The sequence below is a fragment of the Massilia rubra genome (assembly GCF_011682065.1).
Taxonomy (GTDB): domain Bacteria; phylum Pseudomonadota; class Gammaproteobacteria; order Burkholderiales; family Burkholderiaceae_D; genus Telluria_A; species Telluria_A rubra.
Genome location: NZ_VUYU01000007.1, coordinates 159,672 through 180,875, shown reverse-complemented (window position 1 = coordinate 180,875; position 21,204 = coordinate 159,672). Strand labels below are relative to the sequence as shown.

The window sequence follows — 21,204 nt, the reverse complement described above, 5'->3', positions numbered from 1 at the left end:
ATGCCTCCCATAAAAAGAACCCGCCGAAGCGGGTTGGGTGGGTTACTGATAATAACTAAGACTGACCCATCCGCCAGGTGGAATCGTGAGCGGATAGGGAGAGCCGGGAACGACCACAATATCGGGGTACGCGCTGGCGCTGGCCGGGCCTCCCACGCCGCCAGGAAATGTGTACCCGAAAGCGCTGGTCGGCCAGCCGTTGGTGGCAGCAACCACATAGGTGAAGCCGACCGAGGCGCTGGCACTGTTCTGGATCGGCCCCGACGTCGGAAACGAGCCTTCATACAAGATGCCGGCCGAACCCATGATGAAATTAGCTAAAGGCACCAAGGTGTCGGTGCGTTGGTACTTCTCGCCAAAACTCGGGTGAGAATACTGAATAAACTCGGTCCGGAAAAAACCCGCCGCGCCGCCGTTGTTGTTCAGGCGCGCCGCAACGCCCATTTCCGTCACTCCCCGGATACCCGCCCAGCCGTAGTTGCCAAGCTGAAGGCCTTCCGGAAACTGCCCGTCATTAATGTAAGTCACCGTGGTGCAGTTCAGCGCGCCGTTGGCGTACGACTGGGGCGCCCCCCCCGACCCCTGACCGCTGAGCGACACGCGGGTGGTGGTAGCCGGGCAGGTCCACGTGGTGTTCGAGTAGAACATCAGGTTCACCAGCTGGCGCGAACTGCTCATGCCCCTGCGGAAAAGTAGCATGCTCATCAGCGCATCACCTTTCCGAAGATAGTGACCCCGCCATCGACCGTCCACAGCAAGATCCAGTCGGCGACGGTGGTGCTTGCCAGCATCGTCACCGGCACCGCGCCCAGGGTGGTGGCATGCGATCCATCCGACTTGATCCACTTGATATTGGCCGGATTCCAGCGTCCCGACAGCGCGTAGCCTTCGATCAGCAGTTCGCCCAGCTGCCCGGCCTGCGGCCAGTTGATGATGTTGAGCACGTTGGCACCGGCCACCGGCGCCCAGCGCTGCACCTGGCCGTTGCGGAAGTCCAGGGTGTTGACCGTGCCGGCGTCGTAGCGCACCACGCGCGCCGCCACCGCGCTGCCGTCGGCCCGGGTGATGGTGGCGCGGAAGGTAGTGGTGGTCAGCGCCAGCACCTGCACTTCGTCGCCCGCCGCCAGCACGTTCGAGCCGCCCTTGATCACCAGATTGGCGTCGCCCTGGATCGGCGTGTTGCCCGATGCGATGAAACGGCGCGTGGCCCCGGCCTGCGGCGCCGGCGGAAAGCCGGTAATGGCGTCGGTGGTGGTCAGCACCACCGTGTTGCCGCCCGCCGCCCAGATGTCGGGCTTGGCCGAGGACACCATGTCGGCGCCGCGCTTTTCGTTGATGGCGTCGGTCGCATTGCCAGCCAACACGCTGCTACCGGCCGGACCGGCCGCGCCGGCCACCGAAATATTCCAGTTCGATACCGTGCCGACCCCGCTGAACGAGGTAATGTTCAGCACCAGGGTGGTCCCGGCATAGCTGACCACGGTGCCGAACATGCGCGCATTCGGATCGCTGGCCGACACCGCGACCATCGGCACGTTGACACGGAACTGCTTGGCCGCCTGGGTCTCGAAGATCCGATTGCCATTGCCGATCGACAGCGGCGACACGCTGGTACTGGTGAGCTGGGTGCCGTTGGCCGTTTCGGCCGCCGCCGTCGCCAACCCCGCCGATTCGGCCGAGACCCTGGCCGACTCTTTCGACGCCAATGCCGATTTATCGGCCGCCGCGGCGCTGGTCAGGGCCTCGGCGGCGTTATGCTCGACGTTGGCGGCCACCGCGACGAACTGCGGCACGCCGGCGATGATCCAGCGCACGAAGGCGTCCAGGCGGCTGGAAAAGGTCGCGCGGTCGCCGCGCTGGATGAACGGGACCGGGCCCGGGGTCATTGGAGGTGGAATTTCGATTGCCATTAGATAAATCCTTTCACTTCGAGGTTAACAGTACAGAGGTCGGGGCCGTCGAACGAGAGCGTCGGCGTGCCCAGTCCGAACACCCGCAGGGGTGAGTAATCGACCAGGTCGGTGGCGATCCACACACAGGGAACCGCCTGCAGTTCCTTGAGCGTGGCGTAGACCGCCGCCGCGTCGCTGATGCCGAGCTTGGCCACCAGGCTCATGTCGGTGGTATTGGCGCCCAGTTCGATGGTGGTGCGGCCGAATTTGTCGACATCGACATAGCTGAAGGTCTGCGGCGTGACCTTGGCGCCGTACTCGGTCAGCCCGAGCGGGCGCATGTCGCCCAGGGCGATCAGGCCGCACTTCACCGGACCGGTCACCTTGCTCAAGGTGATCGTCACCTGGGCATCGTTGTAGGCTTCCAGGCCGGTGCCGACAAAATCGGTCTGCGGCTTGAAACGGTCGAAGCACCACTCGTAATAATCGGGCGGGTCCGATCCTTCCAGGTCGTCCGAATAGGTGTAGACGGCCTTGCCGCCAGGAGAATCGAGCACCGTGATGTCGACCCGGTCGGCATCGAGCCCGAACATGGCGATGGCGTTGAAGGCGCCCACCCGCAAGGTCACGCTCAAGGGCGAGGCAACCGTGCACTGGGTCGACACGTAGCCGTCGAACATCGCCCACAGATTGGTCGGGCCCTGGTCGACCCACCACGGCACCGCGCCGAACTGGTTGATCAGCAGGGTCGGATCGTGGCCGCTGTTGGGCGACGCCGAGACGCTCTCGTAAATCCGGTGGGTGACGGTGCTGATGCACCGCTCGCCCAGCGCGTAGGCCTTGTTCGGGAGATAGGCGCCATAATCGTTCTCGAGCACCGAGGTGCTCACGATCATGGCGCCGGTGACCTTGACGGGCACCAGGACACTGCAGGGTTGGCTCATGCGATTGCTTTCGTTCGAAGGTTATTGCCGCCGGAGCTGACGTTGTTGAACTGCTTGGCCAACTGATCGCTGCTGCCGGCCGTCTTGCCCGTGTTGGACGAGATCTCGATCAGTGCTTCGGCCTGCGACTGCACCACCATGCGCAGTTCGCGAATTTCGCCGGCCAGGTCGCCGCTGCTGGCGTTGACCAGCAAGGAGCGCGTTTGCCCGGCGTTGTAAATGCGCGCCGGACCGGTCGCTTCGAGTTCCGGACCGTTCTCGCCCACCAGGCGCACGCCGCCCTCGAACTGGCCGCCGTCGGCATAGCCCGGCACACCGTGATCGCGCAGGAACTTCGCCAGCGTGCCGTTCTCGCGCGCCTGCAGTTCCGGCAAGGCCGCTTTCCTGAACTCCAGCTCCTCGACCGCATCGACCGAAGCGCCGAAGGCGTTCTTCCAGAACGTCAGCCCGGCTGTCTCGCCGCGGCGATGCAGTATGTTTTCGTACAGCTGGTCGACCGTCAGCAGCGTTGGCGCGGCCCCGACCGATGTGACCGGCGCGGCGCCGACCGAGGTCAGCGGCGGCGCGCCGCCCCCGATGGCGCTGGACGGAATGCCGTGATCGCTCAGGAATTGCTGCCAGGTGCCTTTCTGCTTGGCGTCGAGTTCGGGCTTGGCCGCGTTGGTGAAATCGGCCACTTCGTTGTCGTCGATCGATTCGCCGAAAGCCTTCTTCCAGAAGTCCAGCCCACCCTGCTCGCCCTTGCGGCCGAGGATCTGTTCGTACAGACCCTCGACGGTGCGCGGGCTTTGGGTGGTCTTGACCACGGTCAGCGCCGTGCCGAATTGCTTGAGCGCCTCGGTGACGGACAGGATCCCGGTGTTCAGGCCCAGGGCGGCGTCGAGTTGCAACTTGGCGCTGTCGATGATCAGCTGCTGCTTGGCCATCGCAGCTTCGTGCTGCTCCTTGAGCAGGCGCAGTTCCGCTGCGGTACCGCCCTCGATGGCGCTGACGGAGCGGTTGATGGCCGCCACGGTCAGCTCCGCCACATCGATCTCGGCCTTCGCGTTCGCTTGCAAGGCGGCAATGGTATTGCCGGTGCGTGCCTGGTCGCGCGCCCATTCCTCGAAAGTCCGGAACAGTTGCTGCGATGGCTTGGCGATGGTTGCCAGCGCGTCGTCCAGGCCCTTGATATCGGCCGTGCCGCCGCCACGCGTGGTGGCCGCTGCGCGCGCCAGCAACTCCTGGGCCGACCTGCGCTGGGCCCCGTCGAACGCTTTCGATTCGATCACGGTCGAGGCCAGCGCCGTGTTGAGTTTCTCGAACACGGCGCGCACCGCGTCGGCGCGCTGGGTGATGCCGTCGATCGCTATCTTGGCGTCGTCGGCGCGTTTCTGGATCGCCGTGACGTTGGTCTGGTACGCCGTTTCCAGATCGGCCTTATCCTGCTCGACCGCCGTTTTCACGTTGTTAAAGGCGGTATTCGCGCCGGTGACGGCATTCGTTGCCGCCAGAGCCTGGTCCTGCAAGGCGTTGCGATGCTTGACCAGGGCGACGGTGGATGCGTCAAGTCCCACCAGCTCGGTTTCCCGGGTGGCCTTGAGCGCACCGATCTTGTTGCCCGTCAATTCCATGATCTGGATGTCGATGGTGCGGTTCTTGGCCAGCAAGGCGTCGGCCTTTTCCTTGGCGACCTTGGCGTCGGCAGCCGCCTTGGCAGTGGCGACCAGCTGTTCCTTTTCCAGGTACAGCGCCAGGGTGGTCTTGTCGAGGAGTTTGATTTCCTCTTCACGCTGCTTCTCGGTCGTCATGGCGGCCCACTTCAATGCCGCAATCTGCTCCCTGAGCGGCTTGTTGGCCTTGGCCGCCTGCAGTTCGTCGAAGTCGGCCCAATTGCTCTTGTCATATCCATTTTTCTCCTTCGTGAGCTTGTCCGGGTCGGTCATGTTCAGCTCGGCGATCTGCCCCTTCAGCGTCTTGCCTTCCGCCAAAATATCGGCGGCCGACTTGGATGTGACCGCGACCGCTTCCATTGCCGGCACCACCGCCGCAAACGCCGCTTGCAGCGCCATCAGGCCGGTGTACGTTTCGGCACCGGTCGCGGTGGCCAGCGCGCCGCTGGCGGAGAAGCTCTGCACGGCAGCCTTGAACTGGTCGCGCGTCTGGACGCCTTCGAAGCCGAGGCGCTTCAGCTCGGCCGTCACATATTCCTGCACCGGCGCCAGGCGTTCGGCTTCGGTCAGGAAATTCTCGGCGAAGCCCTTGGTCTGCTCGGTCAGCTTGTCCAGCCCGCCGGCGAGCAGGAGCAGGTCTTCGCGCGCCCGCAGACTTGGCACGCCCACCGCGCCGAAGGTCATGCCGATCGACTTCAGGTTGGCGTCGAGCGCGCTGTAGTTCGACGCCAGGCGGATCACCGTTTCGGCGTAGCCTTCGCCCACCTGGCGGAAACCCGTCATGTCGGGAAACACCTTCTGCGCCATGTCGTCCATGGTCTTCGACAGGACCGCATTGAGCGCTTCGGTCAGCGCCGTGCCGGTCAAGCCTTTCAGCGAGATGCTGCTGACCTCGATCGTCATGGCGTCCAGCGTGTTCTTGACGTGGTCAGCGCCCACGCCGAGGCCGATGGCTGCGTGGTTCAATACGCCTTCGATATTCGTGAAGACCTTGCCGAACTGATCCGACAGTTCGTCGTTCAAGCCTTCTACCTTGACGTTGTTGGTGGTTTTTTTCTTGGCGCCGAAGAAGCTCGACTTGGTCGTATCCACGCTGGCGTACTGGCTGAAGCCTTCGCCAGCCTGCAGCGAGCGCACGTTGCCGCCGAACTGAATGCCGGCGTCGACGATCGTCTGCTTGGTCTTGCCCCACAGGTTATTGATAAAGCCGGCGACCTTGCCGCCAAAGCCTGGGAGCAGCGCTTTCGTGACGCTGGTCATCACGCCCGAAATCGCGTCGGTCGGCTTGCCGATGTCCAACTGGCCGGTCGTGATGCCCATATTGGTGCCGTTGACAACGCCGGGCGTGCGCACCAGGATATTGGTCAAGCCGCCCAGCGACGCCTCGATGGCGCGCAGCGACGCGAGCATGCCGCGGTTGAGCGGGATCAGGCTGTCCGAACTGCCCTTGAGCAGTTCGAGCGAGCGCCCGATCGAGTCCGACTTGGCATTCTCGTCGCCGAATACGCCACCGGTGCCTTGGGTCTTTTGCATCTCGGCGGCGGTCTTGCCGCCGCCGCCGCCCTTGCCACCGCCTGCCACGGCAAAGCCGAGTGCGGCCATGGCGGCCACCATCGCCGCCATCCTGGCCCAGGCGGTGTACGGATCGCCCTGGGCCTGGCCGGCCACGCCGGCGGCCGCCGCCGCGGTGCCCTTGGTGACCGATGCCGCCACGTCGGGCGCGACGCTGGCCACGGTGGCAGCGGTTTCGGTGGCCTTGCTGCTCACGAACAGGCCGGTGAAGGCCTGCAGCAAGCCGCTCTTGGTCAGCATCGACTGGATCGCCATGGCTTTTTCGATGGCGCGGAAACCTTTCTCCGCGATTTCGAGCGATTTATAGCCGGTCGAACCCTCCTTGAAGAAGCCTTTCGCGGCCCCGGCCATGTCGCCGTAGGAGCCGATGCGGTCCTTGGTTTCCTTGATATTGATCTCGCGCGTGACGGCGGCCAGCTTGGTCGCGTCGTTCGCATATTTGGCGTTGGCGCTCTTGCGCGCCTCGGCGACCTTTTCTTCGCGCTCGCCGTATTCGCCCATGACATCCATCAGCTTGCCGATCGATTCGCCGGTGCTGCCGAAGGCATCCTTGAGCACCTCGGCGTAGCCTTTCGCCTTGCCCGGATCGAGGAACTTGTCGAGTTCTTCGCCGGCCTTCTTGAGCGCGTCCATGCCCTCGATCTCCACGCGCAGCTTGGTCTTTTGCTCCGTCAGCTTCAGGGTTTCCTGGATCGCTGCGGTTTCCTCCGGCGTCGCGCCGTCCGCCAGCTTCTTCTTCAGCTTTCCCGTCTCGAGTTCTTCAACTTCCTTGCCGGACTTGCCGTGCACTTCTTTCTGGCGCTCCAGGGCGGCGACCTCTTCCTTCATTTTCGTGGCGCCATCCGTGTACACCTTGAGCGACGCGGCCGCGTCTTCCTGGCGCTTCTTCTCGGCCTTGCTGGCCTCCTCGTTGGCGGCCGTCTCCTTTTTGATCGCCGCCGCCAGTTCCAGGATGCGCTGGCGCTGCGACTCCTGCGGCGCCTTGGCCGCTTCGCGTTCGGCCGTGCTCTGTTTGACCGCCGCTGCCGACAGCCCGATTTCGCTCCGCTCCTTCTCCAGGGACTTAATATAGTTATCGGTGTCCTTGTTCGCGCTGGCACGGTTTTCCTCGGCCTTCTTCTTGGCCGCTTCGCGCTCTTTCTGTTCGCGCAACAATTCATCCTTCAAGCCGATTTTCTTGGGATCTTCTTTCGGTTTCTCGGGCGCATCGGGGGAGAACACCTTCTCCATCCGGCCGAACGTGGCGCTCATGCTGTCGATCTTGTCCTGGCGGATGTCGGCGTTCATGGCCGTAATCTGCGCGTAGGTCTGCTTGGCCGAAGCCAGGGCGCCACTCCAGTCGCGGTTCATGAGTTTGCCGATCGCCTCGCCATAGCCGCCGATGCCGACCGCGATCTCCGCCATCATCCCGCCGATCGTCTTGCCAACCTGAGAGAAGACTTCGCCCACCATGAGGGCTACGGCAAACAGCGATTTCAGGAAACCGCCAAGCACATGCGCTGCAAAGCCGAGCAGTTCGCTGCTCTTCATCGTCTCCAGGAACACGTCCGACAGATTGGTCAGGGTCGGCAGCAAGTCGGCGGCGATCCGGGTGGCCATCCCCGTGGCGCCGAGCTTGATCAGGTCGAGCTGGCTGTTGAACTTGCCGGCGCTCTCGGCCGTTTCGTCGCTGATCGTCAGGCCCAGGTCGCGCGCGTTCTCTTCCATCTCTTTCAGGCCCTTGGCGCCGTCATTGAGCATTGGAATCAGGGCATCGCCACCTTCGCCAAAAATCTTGATAGCCAGCGCGCTCTTCTGGGCGCCGTCCTTCATGCCCTTGAACGCTTCGGCCACCGAATAGAGCACGTCCTTGCTCTTGGCGAAGCCGACACCGACCGTCTCGGTCTTGATTTTCAGTGCGCCAAGGCCGCTATTGCCTTCAGCGATGCCTATGGCGAGCTTGGCCATCGACTTCTCGAACACCGTGCCGCTGGCGCCGCCCTGGGTGAATGCCAGTTGCAAACCGGCGACGTCCTTGGTGGCGATGCCCGTCTTCTTGGCCAGCGCGCCGACGGCATCGGCGGCATCGATGCCGCCCTTGATCCAGGCAGGAAAATCCATCACCATGTTCTTGGCATAGCCGACCAGCGCGCTATTGGCGGCCGCCATCGCCTTGCTCATGGCGCTTGCCGCCTGTCCGCCCGCCGCAGCCACGCCGCTGGCCGCGTTCGTGGTCAGCGTGGTCAGTGCGCTGGCGGCGGTGGCGACCACGCCATTGAGGTTATTGACGGCGTCACCGACCGTGGTCGAAATATTGCCCAGCGCGGCAACGATCTTCTTTTGCATGTCATCGACGGAAGTCCTGACCAGGACGTCGACATCCTGCATAAAGCGCTGCAGCTGCGCAATATCAGCGCGCAGCCGGGTTTCCATGTCTCCAGCGATCATGTGCGGTCCAATCTATGTTGTGGTTACTGTGTTTTGTTTGATACATCGATCGCGATGTGGTCGAACATGGCCAGCATGTCCAGTTCCCAGCGCGTAAAACGGACGCCATAGACGTCCTGGTAAGCGGCGATTTCCTGCGTACTGATGCGTTCCACGCCGTTCATCGACGGCGCCCTGACGAGGCGCGTAAACGCCTCCCAGACCGGCAAACCCAGGCGCGGCCACTCGATCAGCAGCCGCGCGTCGCGCTTGCCGGTGTTGGCTGCCAGCCTGAGCAAATGGGTGCGCAGGCTGGCGCCGTCGCCTTGCCGCGCCGACAGTTCATACTCGGCGCGGCAGCACTCCGCTAGGCTTTCGCGGAGTCTTTGATAAAAAGCTCAGTCTTGCGCAGGCCGGCCAGCGCCTGGGCACGCACCCATTGCTTTTTCGGATCGGTGAACAGCTTGCGCGCGGCGTCGGCCGTGAACGGCACCGGCGCGCCGCCCTGCGACAGGTTCCAGCCCAGGGTGGACGCGACCAGGTAGTCGGTCTCTTCTTCGATGTCGTCGACCGGATCGGTGCTCGGCATCTTGCCGGTCTGCGAATACTCGGAGCGCAGCTTGCGGGTGCGCGCCAGGTCGATGCGCTTGCGCGCCTGGTGTTCCGGGCTGGCCAGTTCGATGTAAGCCGAGCTCGGCTCGTTGGTCTTCGGATTGAGCAGCACCAGGCGGCCGGCCACGATGTCTTCGTAGTCGTCCAGGTCCAGGTTGTTGATCAGTTTGAAGGTGAGGTCGCTGACGTTGTTGTCGATGGTGTTCATGTGGTTTTTCTTTCGCGAGTAAATGAGGGAATGACAAAGAGAACTGCAATGTGCCCGTGCCGGAACGCCGCGCCCGCGAAAGGCGACAGCGGTCCGGCCGGTGCTGGTGATGCGGCGCCGGGCAATCCCGGCGCCGCGTTGTTGCGTGAAGAACCGGGGCCGCTTACGCTGCCGAGTCCTGGATGGCGATGGTGGTCAGGTCGGTCGCCAGGTTCACACCGCCGGCGTTGTTGAGCAGCGCCTGGAACGGGAAGGTCTGGATGATGGCTTTTTCGCCGTCGTCCTTGGACGCGCCGCCGATCTTGATGCGCGGGATGCTGAAAGCGATGAACTCGGCCGCGCCGGTGTTATCCGACGTGAATACCGCGTACAGGCTGATTTCGCTTTCGTTGTAGAAAGCGTCGCGCAGCGCCGTCGAGTCGAACGTGGCCGTGATCTGACCGGTGACGATCACGCGCCCCGCGGCCTGGAACGTGACCGTGTTCGAGCCGACCGTCGGCTCGCCGCTCTGGGCGGCGGCGATGTCGACGCTCAGGCCGGTCACGTTGGCGACCGTCATGCCACCCACGCGCAACACGCCGTTGACCGACGCCATGGTGCTGGTGGCCGTGACCGGGCTCGGGTTGGTGAAGTACTGGCCGACATTGGTGACCGCGTTCTGGCCCTGGAATTCCACGTTGCAGGTGGCCATGCCGGTTGGCGGCAGCGAGAAGCCGATTTTCGACACCTTGCAGCCGGTGAACACTTCGCTGGTCGGCACTTCCGGATACCAGTGCTCGATCGAATACGACTTGTCGCTGTGGCCTGTTTGCGGGATCAGGGATTTCTTGCCCCACACCGTCACATTGGCCGACGCGATCGGGCCTTCCGACGCCAGGGCGGTGCCGTTGAGCACCAGGCAGGTCAGTACCAGCGCGCTGACGTTGGTGACCAGGATGTTCTTGTTCAGGTTGGCAGCGTTGAAGGCGCCGACCGTGAGGCGAATGACGTCGCCGATCTTGATGCCCTCAAGCAGGAACGAGCCGGCCGCGCGGGTGATGCTGTAGGCGCCGGGAACGCCTGAAATGGTGATGGTGGCGCCGATGATGGCGGGGGTGGCCGTGAAAGGCTTCTTCAGGGCCGCAGCCATGAAGTCCGCATAGGTCTTGGCCGACAGCTCGCCGCTGATCGCGCCGCCGACCTTGCGCTGGCCATGACGGAAGTCGCTCATCTGGAAGTCGGTGCGGATCTCGTTGGACTGGTAGGTGTCCTTGGTCATGTCCAGCGACGAGGTGACGCGGCGCACGGCTTGCGATGCGGCCGCGGCCGGCTGCACGCCGTAGGTGAGTTCTTCTTTGTAGCTGACTTGTTTGTAAATGCCGCTTGCAGTGCCCATGTTAATTCCTTTAGACGAAAAAAAACCGCAAGCGAATGCTTTGCGGTTGTGGTTGGATGATTCTGATCCTGCTGTGATGGTGCGGGATTGCACCTTGGTGTCGATTGACCGGGTTGTCCAGGCCGGTGCTGTTTGCACGCCCCAATGCAAAAAGCCCGCTAGGTTAGTAGCGGGCTTTTCTTTGGACGAGCGAACCCGACCTGAGCCTCTATTATATCAAAACAAAATGCCCGTGCAAATGTTTTTGCGAAGTTTCACGCGCAATTGCGCACGCGCTTCGGCGGCCACGTCCACCAGCGACGCGTTCGGAAACGCCCACACCGTGGCCAGGCTGCAGGCGCGGTAGATGGCCCACACGTGGATGCGCTCGAGGCTGCCGATCATGGCGTCGGTGGCTTCGGCTATTTTGATGTCGCTGGCCTGCTGCGCTTCGTACAGGTCGACGCCGTGGCCGTCGCCGTCGCCACGCAGGCCGCGCATGGTGCGCGTGCCCAGGTCGCGGTCGGCGTCGCCGGCCATCCAGCGCTTCCACAGTTCGAGGCACAGGTTGACCGGATCGTCGGCCAGCCGCTCGTGCGCCAGCCGGCCTGGCGCATCGTGTGCGCCGCACGCGCGCAGCGTCGGCGCCGGCGGCGACGCGGTCGCTACCGGTGCCGGCGCCCGGGTCAGCACGCGTGCGCGCGCCGGTACGGCCGCTTCGGCGCGCAGCTTGCCTGCATTGCCTGCATTGCGTGCGCTGCCCGCGTCGTTGCCGCGCCATGCCATGGTCAGTGTGTCCATCATGTTTGCTCCCTCGGTGATGCAGTTGGTGTTCATATGTCGATTCCCCATAAGTGGTCATTAGAGGGGTTGGTTGAACCCTCTTGATTGCATGTGTAAAAGAGGTGGTTTCCCGCCCCCTGAGCAAAACAGACAAAAACTGCTATCGCACGTAGCCGCTTCACGGGTGGTCAATCCCGCCAAGGTGCAGCCCTCACCTCCCCTCGGTCCGCTTGTCGGGCACACTCTTGTCGAATGCGACCTGCAAGCGGGCCAGTTTTTTCAACACTCACCGCTGTTCGCTCCGGACCGTGCTCGCGGTCCTCGGCAAGGCCCCCTCGCGCCTTGTTTTTGTCTTGCCTGGTGTATGGCAGGCGGCCAGTCTTTGCGCGGTGTGGGCCGATACAGGCCCGTGCACGTTTTTCAGGGTGTCGTCCGCTCCACCCGGCGTCCTACATGGGACGCACCAGGCGCGCTTGGCGCATGACCTTGTGTTTGATCTCGGCGAATACGCCGGCTTGCATCTGCAAGATGCCACGCCCATGGCGCAGGCCGGGCCGCAGTGCGGCGGCGCGCGCTTCCAGCTGCGCCGACAGGAAATCGTTCCAGTCGCTGCCGGCGCACTCGGGATAGGCCACGCCCACGCCGAGCAGGGCCGCCGCTTCGCGCGCGTACTCCAGGCCCGGATTGCGGCCGATGCGCGCCGCGGTTTCCCAGTCGTTGTCGGCACACACCACGGCCAGCCCGGCGGGCCGGCGCGCGCTGGCGACGACCGGCAGGTTGCCGGCGTTGAATGCGACCACCACGCGGCACGCGGGCACGGCGTGAAAGATGGTCAGCCCGGTGGCGAAGCCTTCGGCAAAGGCCGTGAGGGTCGCGCCGGGACGCTCGATGACGTAACAGGCGCCGCGCGTGGTGGCGCCCGGATGAAAGCGCTTTTCGCCGTCCGGCGCAATACGCTGCAGGCTCAGGATGGCGCCGTCGCACAGCATCGGCACCACCAGCGCACCGGCCGCGTCGACCCGCAGGCCGTGGCAGCCGGCCACGCCGAAGCCTTTGCCGGCCAGGTAGGGATGTTCGTTGCGCAGCGGCGCGCACTGCGCGTAGCGGCTGCGCGCACTCAAGGTGGCCGCGGCCAGCGCGGCGCGCCGTTCGGCCTGGCGGCGCGCGATCAGGGCGCGCTCGAGCGGCGCCGCCAGCGCACCGGCGCGGCCGGCGCGCCACATCAGCGGCTCGGCATGGACCGCGTAGTCCTGGCACCAGCCGACCTGGCCGTCGTCGGCCAGCTTGATGCTGCCGTTCTTCTTGCGCGGGTGGTTCTCGGTGCGGCAGCGCTGCCATTTGCCCGGCGTGAGGTAGTCCGGCGCGATGATGCCGTGCGCGCCGATGAATGCAAGGAAGCCGCTCATGCCTGCCTCCCCTTGGCAAAGGCGATGGCGCGCGAACGCACCCATCCCAGCATGGCCGCCGTGGGCGCGCGCGGGGCCGGCGCCGGCTCGTCCGGCCAGGCGCCGTACTTCTCCCTGAACTTGTTGGCGGCCCAGCCGTGCGCGTAGCCGCGTTCGTGCGCGATCGCCAGCAGCTGGGCGTGGAAGTCGGCCCTATCGGCCGTGCCGGAGGGCGCGGCGGCGGCCACTTCGTGCAGCGCGCCCTCGGCGTGCTGGGTCAGGGTGCGCGTGTCGTGCATTTTTCCGCACACCGGACAGGCCGGCAGCGCATCGTGCACATGGGCGCATGCCGGACACGTCATCGGCAAGCGCACGGCAGGCGCACGGCCGGCGCGCGCGCGCCGTTCGGCGTCGTCCAGCGCGCTGGCGCCGTGTTCGAGGAAGTCGTGCATGGCGCTCCAGAAGCGCAGGCAGTTGCCGCTATGATCGAGCACGATGCATTCGCGCTTGCCCGCATGGCTGCGCAAGCCGCGCCCGAGAATCTGCATGTGCTCGGCCAGGCTCGACTTGAGCGGACGCGCCATGATGATCACCTCGACATCGCTGACGTCGAATCCCTTGCTCAGCGCACTGACGCTGATCAGGCCGCGCAGGTAGCTGTCCGGCTTGCGAAATTCGGCAATCGCCGCGGCGCGCGCTTCGTCGCCGCTGCGGTAGGTCACCAGGTCGCACAGGACACCGGCGGCGGCGAACTGGCGCTGCATCTCTTCGCAGTGGCGCACGTTGCAGCCGAAGGCGATGAATTTTTTACCGGCGCCGTGACGCAGGTACTCCTCGACGCAGTCACCGATGATGGGCATGGCGCGCTCGGCGGCGGCATCGTCGCTCCACTCGCCGGCCACGGTCTTGACGCCGCTCATATCGGGCTCGCTGGCGGCGAAGACGCGGAACGGCACCAGGAATTGTTCGCGGATCAGGGTGTTGGTGGTGGCGACGGTGACGATGCGGTCGTAGAAGCGCCCCAGCCCCTTGGTGATGGGCGTGGCGGTCAGGCCGATGCACACGGTGGCGCGCGCGCTGATGCGTTCGGTGACGGTCTTTTGCAGGGCATGGCATTCATCGACGATGATCAGGTCGGCCTGGGGCCAGCCGCGCCGCGCCAGCGTTTGCACGCTGGCCACCTGGATCGGCTCCCACGGGCGATAGCGCCAGTGCTGCCCCTGCAGCACGCCGTGCTCGATGGCATAGCGGTCGAGCGTGGCGCTGGTCTGGTCGATCAGGGCGATGCGGTCGGCGACAAAGATGGCGCGCCGGCCCTTGGCGCGGCACTCGGCCATCATGTGCGCGGCGATCACGGTCTTGCCGCCACCGGTGGGAATCGACAGGATCAGGTTGCGCGCACCGTCACGAATATGCGCGCGCAAACCGTCCTCGGACTGGCGCTGGTAATCGCGCAGTTCAATAGCGTGCATGGACGGCCTCCTTGAGCGCGCAGACAGCCGGCACGATCGCGGCGTTGGCCTCGACGCCAAGCAGCGCGCGCACGCGTTCGAGCAAGCGGGCGTAGCGCCGCGCCTTGCTGTCGGCGTCGTTGCAGGTAGTGTTCAGCTGCGCCAGGCGGCCGGACAACTGGTCGAAGCGCAGCGACCAGGCCGCGACCTGCTGCGCAAGGTCGGACGTGCTCAGCTCAAGCACCAGCGCGCCGAGGCGGCGGATTTCCTTGTCGGCCGCTTCGAGCTCGATCAGCAGGTCGGGGCGCGCGCCATGCGCGGCTGTGCCGCTCGAATCAGGCTGCGCTGCCGATGGCGATGGCGGCGCGGCGAGGCGTTCATGCGCGGCGGGCAAGCTCAATTCGCCGCGTCCCACCATTTTGGCCAGCTCGGGCGCGGCGCGCGCGACCTTGTCGGCCATCTTCTGGGTGCGGATGCTGGCGCCGGCGCGCGCGGCGCGCTCGGCCACGGTGTCAAGGTGCAGCCTTGCACCCTGCCCCGCCGTGCGGTCGCCGCCGCTGCGCTGGGCCTGGCTCCAGTCCTGCGCGCTGGCGACGATGGCGGCCTGCTGCCCGGGCGACAGATGGCGCCGGTGCAGATTGGCCGACAGCACATACGCGGCCGCGCCGATGCCGTCCAGTTCAATGAAGCGGGGCGCGGTGCCGATGTCGAGACAGGCGCGGTAGCGGTTGCCGCCGTCGAGGATCGCGCCTTGGTGCAGCACGATCGGCTGGCGCAGGCCATGGGCGGCGATGTCGCGTTTGAGCGCATCGAACTGGCTGCCCGAGAGGCGCGGAAACAGGGTGCATAGCGGGTGCAGTTCGTACACCGGCGCAGGCTGCGAGGAGGCGCTGCCGGTGGGGTGCGGACGTGACTGTCCCGCACCGGCGGACAAGCCGCTGGCGTGATGGGTGTTGCTCATGTTTGCCTCAGGTCAGTTCATCGATCCGCTTGTGCGGGCATGAGGACATTTCAGCGCGTGGAGCGCGCAGATCGCGTGGAAAGTGGCGATTTTGCATTCCGCCTGACCGTTCAGGATACGGTTGACGGTCGGCTGGGTTGTTCCCAGGGCCGTGGCAATGCGCATTTCCGTCCACCCGGTAGCGTCTTTGATTTCCCGTAACAGGGTGGAGATATCTTTATCCATATACACATTCTATACGCAATCGAATAGATGTGCAATCCACTCTCGTATTTTTCTGGTCATTTCTATCCGCACGTGTATAATCGCCTCCATGACTATCTCAGACCGACTCACACAAGCGATGGAAGAAGCCGGGTTCCAGTCGCAAAGCGCGCTCTCGCGCGCCTCCGGCGTCCCGCAGCCGACCATTAACCGTATCCTCAACCGCAGCGGCGCGCGCGGTCCCGAGGCCGCCACCCTGGCCGCCCTGGCGAGCGCGTGCAATGTGGCCTTCGAGTGGCTGCACGAAGGCACCGGGCCGATGGCGCGCCGTGGTGCAGATGGGGCAGATGGCGCCAGCCTGGCGCGCATGCAGCCCGTCGTGGTTCCGGAAGACGGCGATCCGCGCTTCGTCAAGATCAAGATGGTGACCTTGCGCCTGTCGGCCGGCATCAGCGGTTTCCAGGCCGACCCCGAGCACGACGCCGGGGCCACCTTGCCGCTCGACGCCGGCTGGGTCGGACGCAACCACTATGTGGCCGAGCGCCTGGTGGCCACGCGGGTCAAGGGCGAGAGCATGGAGCCGACCTTGTATGACGGCGATATCATCGTCATCAACACGGCCGATAACCGGCCGGCCGACGGCGCTGTGTTCGCGGTCAACTACGAAGGCGAGGCCGTGGTAAAGAGGCTCTCGCGCGACGCCGGCGACTGGTGGCTGGAGTCCGACAATTCCGACAAGCGCAAGTACCATCGCAAGGTGTGCCGCGGCAGCGACTGCATTATCGTGGGGCGCGTGGTGCGCAAGGAAAGCGACCGTATCTGATGCGCGTGCGCGCCGGGCCGATGAAGTCGGCCTGCATCACGGTGGGCGGCCTGGTGCTGGCGATCGTGCTGGTCGACTCCATCGACACGCTGCCCGAACGCGGGCCGGCGCTGCTGGTACGGCTGCAGCCGTATTTCCCGGCATTGCCGATCATGCTGGTGTCGATTGAAGACAACGGTTTTCGCTCTTTCGCCACGTTCCAGACCAGCGAATTGCTGGCGCTGGTGCAGCTGGAGCATGTGGCATTTGTCGAGATCGATCTCGATGCAACATCCGCGGATACCGGTCAATTGCCGTTCTAGCTCACCTGGAATCGGGTCCGACAGGTTCGCGTACCGTCCCGCGTCGGGCCCCTCCGCCATGATTATTGCTTATCTGCACGTTATAATGCATAAAGTCAGCATCATCTTTACATCATCTCCTTACCAGCACTGCGCTCATCCCCATGATCTTCAATCTCGAAGCCGCTGTCGTGCTCGGAATAATCGCCGCCTTGTTCTATGGTTTTTGCGCGCTTTTCCCGACATTTTCCTACGTTGGCACGCCCTTTGTCCTGGCAGCGCTTACGCTCGGCATTGGCGGCGGGGCCGAGTTTTTTTTAGCAATGCAGCCAAGAATCGGACTGGTCATGCCGGTATGGTGGGTGGGCGTGGGTTTGTTTGCGTTCAACATCATGATTTTCTGGGGCCCGCTCCCCTTTTATGCGCTGCTGACCACTACCGCGCTGCTTTTTTACTGGCGCCGCGTGTCGGTTGAAAAAATGAGGTGGCTCGCGGCCCAGCGAGCGCTGCGCGACTACGAGGCCGACGACAAGCTCCCTTTGCAGGAACGCGGCCAACTGATACGCAGCGCGCTCTTCTGTACCACATGGACAAGGACCCGTCCGGAACACATGCTTCATAATCAAAACGCGATGACGTATTTGCTCAGGGATCTGGGAGAGTGGCTCACGGCAGACGAGCGTTCGACCATCAACGCGATGCTGGCCGAATTGACATCGCGCTATCGCCAGCGATACGTCAGGCAGGTGAGCGAGTTCCTGGAGCACAAAGGCGAACGCCATGGCATCGGGCAGTTTCGCGCCAGCTGAGCAGACAGGCTGATATGGGGACAGGTGGACAGGTGCGCCACATGTTCATTGACTGGAGCGGGTGCAGGCCGGTTGCCGTTATTGCGCTGTGGCGGGCGTCTTGCCGGCAGCGGCGTCGGCTTTGATGCGGCGCAACGATGCCAGGATCTGCTCCACGCTCTGGCCGCTCGGATACGCCATCACGTGCCCTTTGCCGTTTGGATCAAGAAAATGCACTCCGGCGACGCCAATTTGCGGTTGCCGGTCGCAGCTACTTTCGTAGGCAGGCACGCTGTCGAGTTGCGGCCCTTTGAAATGCTCCAGAACCTTGACGGTGACGCGCTCGCCGTTGGGGGAGTGCACCAATTCGCCGCCCTCTGCGTACACCACATGGGCGGCGATGTTGTAGAGCTGCTCGACAGTGTAAGGCGTAAATTTCCCTGCCGGCGTGCATGCCGTGGCAGTGGCGGGAAAGCACATCAGTGCCGCGAGCCACAGCGACATACTGGAGATTGTCTTCATGCTGACCTTAAGATAGGGATTCACTGATGGGCGTCGAGGATGCGCAGCGCATCCTTTGGCATGTCGCCGTTCGCCAGGCGCTTGCTCAGCATGCGCATTGGATGCACGCGCCCGCCCTCGACGTAGCCGACGATCAGCCATTCTGCACCAGCCTCGACCGAGAAATCAAACACACCATCGCAGCTTGAACCCGTTGGCTTTTCAACGTACCCGCTTCCGGACACGAATTTCCTGGGCGTTCCGCGCCACCAGTGCGTCGTTTCGAACTCCATTTGTTGATCAACAAGCAGCAAAGGCGATGCTGGCAGCGATACGACCGACGTTACTTTTCCAAGGAACACGACTTGCTTGGGATCTTTTTTGGCCAAAAATGCTTTGAGGTCGTACGCTTCCTCAGCAAGTTTGCATGCATGGGCAGGAATAGCTGCGCTGAAGAGTATCAGGCTAAGGGCGGCGTAGAGCAATATCGCAAAGGGGTGCATGGATCCTTTCGTTCGCATGAACGGAAACCAGATTCTAGCCATGCCAAGTGGAATCGTATGCCGTCAGGACAGACGATTCGGTACTGAGGTCACTGGAGCGGGTGAAGGGAATCGAACCCTCGTCGTAAGCTTGGGAAGCTTCTGCTCTACCATTGAGCTACACCCGCGACACCTGCATTCTACGCGGGTTCTAGCGTGTTTGACAAATTTCAGACACCGTATCTGTGATGGAAAATGGGAATGGCTACCTCGCGCTCGCTGTGATGGCTTCGACAGTACGCTTGCTGCGTAGGTCCTGGGGATCACACGGATGTGACCACATTCCTGTAGCCCGGTCGATGACCATCACGTATACTGTCATGTTGTGCTGAGGCTGGCCCAGCCTTGGCAGGCGTACTCAACATGGTCAAGTCGTGCGCTCGCCAACAAGCTTGCGAAAAATTACATTAGGGCAATCGAGTTAGCATGAAATTGATGAAGCAAGATCAACAGTTTGCGTTGGATTTTCCGCGCGATGAAATAGAAGCCCGTCACACGACACACAGCGGCGGTAAGGGCGAACCCTTTCACGATTGGTACCCATATCTCGAGGGCTTCTCCTCCGAATTCGTGAAACACATGCTGACGCAGTATATTCCCGGAGCACGTCGCATCATCGAGCCATTTGCCGGAACGGGAACAGCGCCAATTGTACTTGCAGGCCTCGGAATCGACTGCGGCTATTGCGAAGTAAATCCGGCGATGCGACTCGTCATTTCTGCCAAAATGGCAGTTGGTAACTTGCCCCGGACAGAAAGGATAGCGGTTCGATCTCGGTTGTTGGCTCTTAGCGATTCAATAGCGGAAAAAATTGCCGCAGCTCCATCTGATGAATTATTACTAAAAGACTACCAAAATAACTTTGGCTCTAGCATATTCTTTGATGAAGGTACCTTTCGTTCACTGCTTGCAATCAGAACCGTCAACGACCAGATAGGCAAGCAAGATCCTTTGTTGGGAATGCTTTTAAGCGTCTCCGTGATGTCGAAGATTGTCATCTGCTCGTTGCTAAAGCGGGCAGGCGATGTCCGGTATAAAACTGAGAAGGAGCTTGCCAAAGGGATCCCCGACCTTGTAGCAGAGGTCGGAAAACATCTGATAGTGATTGCAAATGACTGCCTGGCGTCGCCCGACCTTGTTGGATCAATTAAATTACTAACGTCAAATGCCAAAGAGTTGGGTATGTGTCCGGATTTTCTAGCGGATGGCGTCATAACGAGCCCGCCATATCTCAATGGCACAAATTATTTTCGCAATACAAAACTAGAGCTGTGGTACGGTCGTTTTTTAGGTGAGAAAAATGCATTGCGCAGTTTCCGAAACTTAGCGATAACTTCTGGAATAAACGATGTCGCGAAGACACAGGGTCGCGTCCATGTGAACGAGACAGTGCGCGAACTCGTTGCCAAACTTGAAGAAAATGCGTATGACATGCGAATCCCGAGAATGGTTGCAGGCTACTTTGAAGATATGCAAGTTGTCCTTAAATCGTTATCGAAAAATTGCCGATTAAATGGAGTTCTCTGCATCGATATTGGCGACAGCCGATACGGTGGCGTTCACGTACCAACACACGAAATACTTGCAGCAATCGGGGAAGACATTGGCTTGCAGCATGTCGAAACTATACGATTACGCACGCGTACTTCGAAGGATCAAACGAAACTTTCGCAGTCGCTTATTGTCCTCAGGAAGATAAAGAACTAATGCGCATTTGGAACGAATTTAAAGACGCAATGCCACACCAAGCATTGCCTTATTCTAAGCGAAACTGGGGCAGCCCACTTCATTCCGTTTGCTCCTACCAAGCAAAAATGAAGCCTGCATTGGCTCACCATCTTGTTGGCGCATTTTCAAAGGAAAACGACGTTATTTTGGATCCGTTTAGCGGCTCCGGCACGATCCCCTTTGAGGCTTCCCTAATGGGGCGTGTAGGCTTGGGATTGGATATTGCGCTCCTAGGAGTTGCATTATCGAACGCGAAATTGATGCGTCCCGATGCTGAAAAAGTCAAATATCTCTTGGATGAACTTGCGAAGTGGATCAAGACAGTACCGCCGTCGCAAAAGACCTTAGATGATGCCGGCACAGTGCAGTTTAACGGCAAGCTCTCTGAATATTTTCATCCTGAAACGTATATGGAAGTATTGAGCGCCCGAGAATTTTTCGCCAAGAACAAGGCAGATACAGCGGAATGGCACCTTGTGATGTCATGCATGCTGCATATCCTCCACGGGAATAGGCCGTACGCGCTCAGTCGAAATAGCCATCCCATTACGCCCTACGCCCCAACTGGCGAATATATCTATAAATCGGTTGTTGAGAAACTTTCCACAAAAGTAAATAAGAGTCTTGCCGTCGAAATTCCAAGCAACTTCAAACCGGGCCGATGCTATCAAGCAGATATTTGTGAGCCATGGCCTGAGCAGATTACTCAAGTCGATGCGATAATCACTTCCCCCCCGTTTTTTGACTCTACGCGCTTTTACATGACCAACTGGATGCGCTATTGGTTTTGTGGTTGGGCTAGATCCGATTTCGATACGGAATCGCAGAACTTTGTTGAAGTAACTCAGAAAAAGAATTTGTCCATTTACTTGACAATTTTCGATCAATTCAGCAAGCATCTAAAAGATGATGGACTTGTTGTTCTCCATTTGGGATTCAGTAAAAAATGCGATATGGCGACCGAACTAGCATTGCTTGCAGAAGATAAGTTTTCCATTCTTGATCGCTACACTGAATCCGTCGACCATTGTGAAAGTCATGGCATTAGGGATAAAGGCAGCGTAACAGGGCATCAATACCTTGTTCTAAAAAAGAAATAGATATTTTATGCCCTGAC

General features: G+C 61.9%; 19 protein-coding genes and 1 tRNA gene. 5 read left to right on the top strand and 15 right to left on the bottom strand.

Going from position 1 to position 21,204, the window contains the following annotated elements; genetic code table 11:
• Positions 1 to 42: 42 nt before the first annotated feature.
• The 12 genes from F0185_RS13000 to F0185_RS12945 form a co-directional block, all read right to left on the bottom strand.
• Positions 43 to 705 (bottom strand): hypothetical protein, encoded by a 663-nt coding sequence (locus F0185_RS13000; RefSeq protein WP_167225001.1) that lies wholly within the window; start codon positions 703 to 705, stop codon positions 43 to 45.
• A complete protein-coding gene (locus F0185_RS12995; RefSeq protein WP_167224999.1) occupies positions 705 to 1,910 on the bottom strand; it encodes a hypothetical protein in 1,206 nt (401 codons plus the stop codon). The genes F0185_RS13000 and F0185_RS12995 overlap by 1 nt, the downstream gene beginning before the upstream one ends.
• Positions 1,910 to 2,836 (bottom strand): hypothetical protein, encoded by a 927-nt coding sequence (locus F0185_RS12990; protein ID WP_167224997.1) that lies wholly within the window; start codon positions 2,834 to 2,836, stop codon positions 1,910 to 1,912. Before F0185_RS12990 ends, F0185_RS12995 begins: the two co-directional genes overlap by 1 nt.
• On the bottom strand, positions 2,833 to 8,487 hold the full coding sequence (locus F0185_RS12985) for a hypothetical protein (RefSeq protein ID WP_167224995.1): 5,655 nt from the start codon (positions 8,485 to 8,487) through the stop codon (positions 2,833 to 2,835). Before F0185_RS12985 ends, F0185_RS12990 begins: the two co-directional genes overlap by 4 nt.
• A 23-nt stretch (positions 8,488 to 8,510) precedes the next feature.
• A complete protein-coding gene (locus tag F0185_RS12980; RefSeq protein WP_167077584.1) occupies positions 8,511 to 8,765 on the bottom strand; it encodes a phage tail assembly chaperone in 255 nt (84 codons plus the stop codon).
• Between the two features lie 68 nt (positions 8,766 to 8,833).
• Entirely contained in the window at positions 8,834 to 9,286 is a 453-nt protein-coding gene (locus F0185_RS12975) for a hypothetical protein (RefSeq protein ID WP_167224993.1), read from the bottom strand.
• A 163-nt stretch (positions 9,287 to 9,449) separates the two neighbouring features.
• Positions 9,450 to 10,661, bottom strand: coding sequence for a phage tail tube protein (locus tag F0185_RS12970; RefSeq protein ID WP_167224991.1), 1,212 nt, complete (start codon positions 10,659 to 10,661; stop codon positions 9,450 to 9,452).
• A gap of 216 nt (positions 10,662 to 10,877) precedes the next feature.
• Positions 10,878 to 11,444 (bottom strand): hypothetical protein, encoded by a 567-nt coding sequence (locus tag F0185_RS12965; protein WP_167224989.1) that lies wholly within the window; start codon positions 11,442 to 11,444, stop codon positions 10,878 to 10,880.
• Positions 11,445 to 11,872: 428 nt separating this feature from the next.
• Entirely contained in the window at positions 11,873 to 12,829 is a 957-nt protein-coding gene (locus tag F0185_RS12960; protein ID WP_167224987.1) for a toprim domain-containing protein, read from the bottom strand.
• Complete coding sequence (locus F0185_RS12955) at positions 12,826 to 14,280, bottom strand: DEAD/DEAH box helicase (protein ID WP_167224985.1); 1,455 nt, start codon at positions 14,278 to 14,280, stop codon at positions 12,826 to 12,828. The genes F0185_RS12960 and F0185_RS12955 overlap by 4 nt, the downstream gene beginning before the upstream one ends.
• Positions 14,267 to 15,220, bottom strand: coding sequence for a ParB/RepB/Spo0J family partition protein (locus F0185_RS12950; protein ID WP_167224983.1), 954 nt, complete (start codon positions 15,218 to 15,220; stop codon positions 14,267 to 14,269). The genes F0185_RS12955 and F0185_RS12950 overlap by 14 nt, the downstream gene beginning before the upstream one ends.
• A gap of 12 nt (positions 15,221 to 15,232) precedes the next feature.
• Positions 15,233 to 15,445 carry a helix-turn-helix domain-containing protein gene (locus tag F0185_RS12945; RefSeq protein WP_167224981.1) on the bottom strand — a complete coding sequence of 71 codons (213 nt, stop codon included), beginning with the start codon at positions 15,443 to 15,445 and terminating at the stop codon, positions 15,233 to 15,235.
• A gap of 88 nt (positions 15,446 to 15,533) precedes the next feature.
• Here F0185_RS12945 and F0185_RS12940 point away from each other — a divergent pair, with 88 nt between their 5' ends.
• The 3 genes from F0185_RS12940 to F0185_RS12930 all read left to right on the top strand — a co-directional run bounded on the left by F0185_RS12940 (position 15,534) and on the right by F0185_RS12930 (position 17,337).
• Positions 15,534 to 16,247 (top strand): LexA family transcriptional regulator, encoded by a 714-nt coding sequence (locus tag F0185_RS12940; protein WP_167224979.1) that lies wholly within the window; start codon positions 15,534 to 15,536, stop codon positions 16,245 to 16,247.
• The gene (locus F0185_RS12935) at positions 16,247 to 16,549 is read left to right on the top strand and encodes a hypothetical protein (RefSeq protein ID WP_167224977.1); all 303 of its coding nucleotides are present in this window, start codon (positions 16,247 to 16,249) and stop codon (positions 16,547 to 16,549) included. Before F0185_RS12940 ends, F0185_RS12935 begins: the two co-directional genes overlap by 1 nt.
• 143 nt (positions 16,550 to 16,692) lie before the next feature.
• The gene (locus F0185_RS12930; RefSeq protein WP_167224975.1) at positions 16,693 to 17,337 is read left to right on the top strand and encodes a hypothetical protein; all 645 of its coding nucleotides are present in this window, start codon (positions 16,693 to 16,695) and stop codon (positions 17,335 to 17,337) included.
• Between the two features lie 78 nt (positions 17,338 to 17,415).
• Here F0185_RS12930 and F0185_RS12925 read toward each other — a convergent pair whose 3' ends face one another.
• From F0185_RS12925 to F0185_RS12915, 3 genes are all read right to left on the bottom strand, one after another.
• A complete protein-coding gene (locus F0185_RS12925) occupies positions 17,416 to 17,838 on the bottom strand; it encodes a hypothetical protein (RefSeq protein WP_167224973.1) in 423 nt (140 codons plus the stop codon).
• Positions 17,839 to 17,858: 20 nt separating this feature from the next.
• Positions 17,859 to 18,320, bottom strand: coding sequence for a hypothetical protein (locus tag F0185_RS12920; RefSeq protein WP_167224971.1), 462 nt, complete (start codon positions 18,318 to 18,320; stop codon positions 17,859 to 17,861).
• Positions 18,321 to 18,413: 93 nt separating this feature from the next.
• Positions 18,414 to 18,487, bottom strand: a tRNA-Gly gene (locus tag F0185_RS12915).
• Between the two features lie 298 nt (positions 18,488 to 18,785).
• Here F0185_RS12915 and F0185_RS12910 point away from each other — a divergent pair.
• A complete protein-coding gene (locus tag F0185_RS12910; protein WP_167224969.1) occupies positions 18,786 to 20,066 on the top strand; it encodes a hypothetical protein in 1,281 nt (426 codons plus the stop codon).
• On the top strand, positions 20,066 to 21,187 hold the full coding sequence (locus tag F0185_RS12905; protein WP_167224967.1) for a DNA methyltransferase: 1,122 nt from the start codon (positions 20,066 to 20,068) through the stop codon (positions 21,185 to 21,187). Before F0185_RS12910 ends, F0185_RS12905 begins: the two co-directional genes overlap by 1 nt.
• Positions 21,188 to 21,204 lie beyond the last annotated feature (17 nt).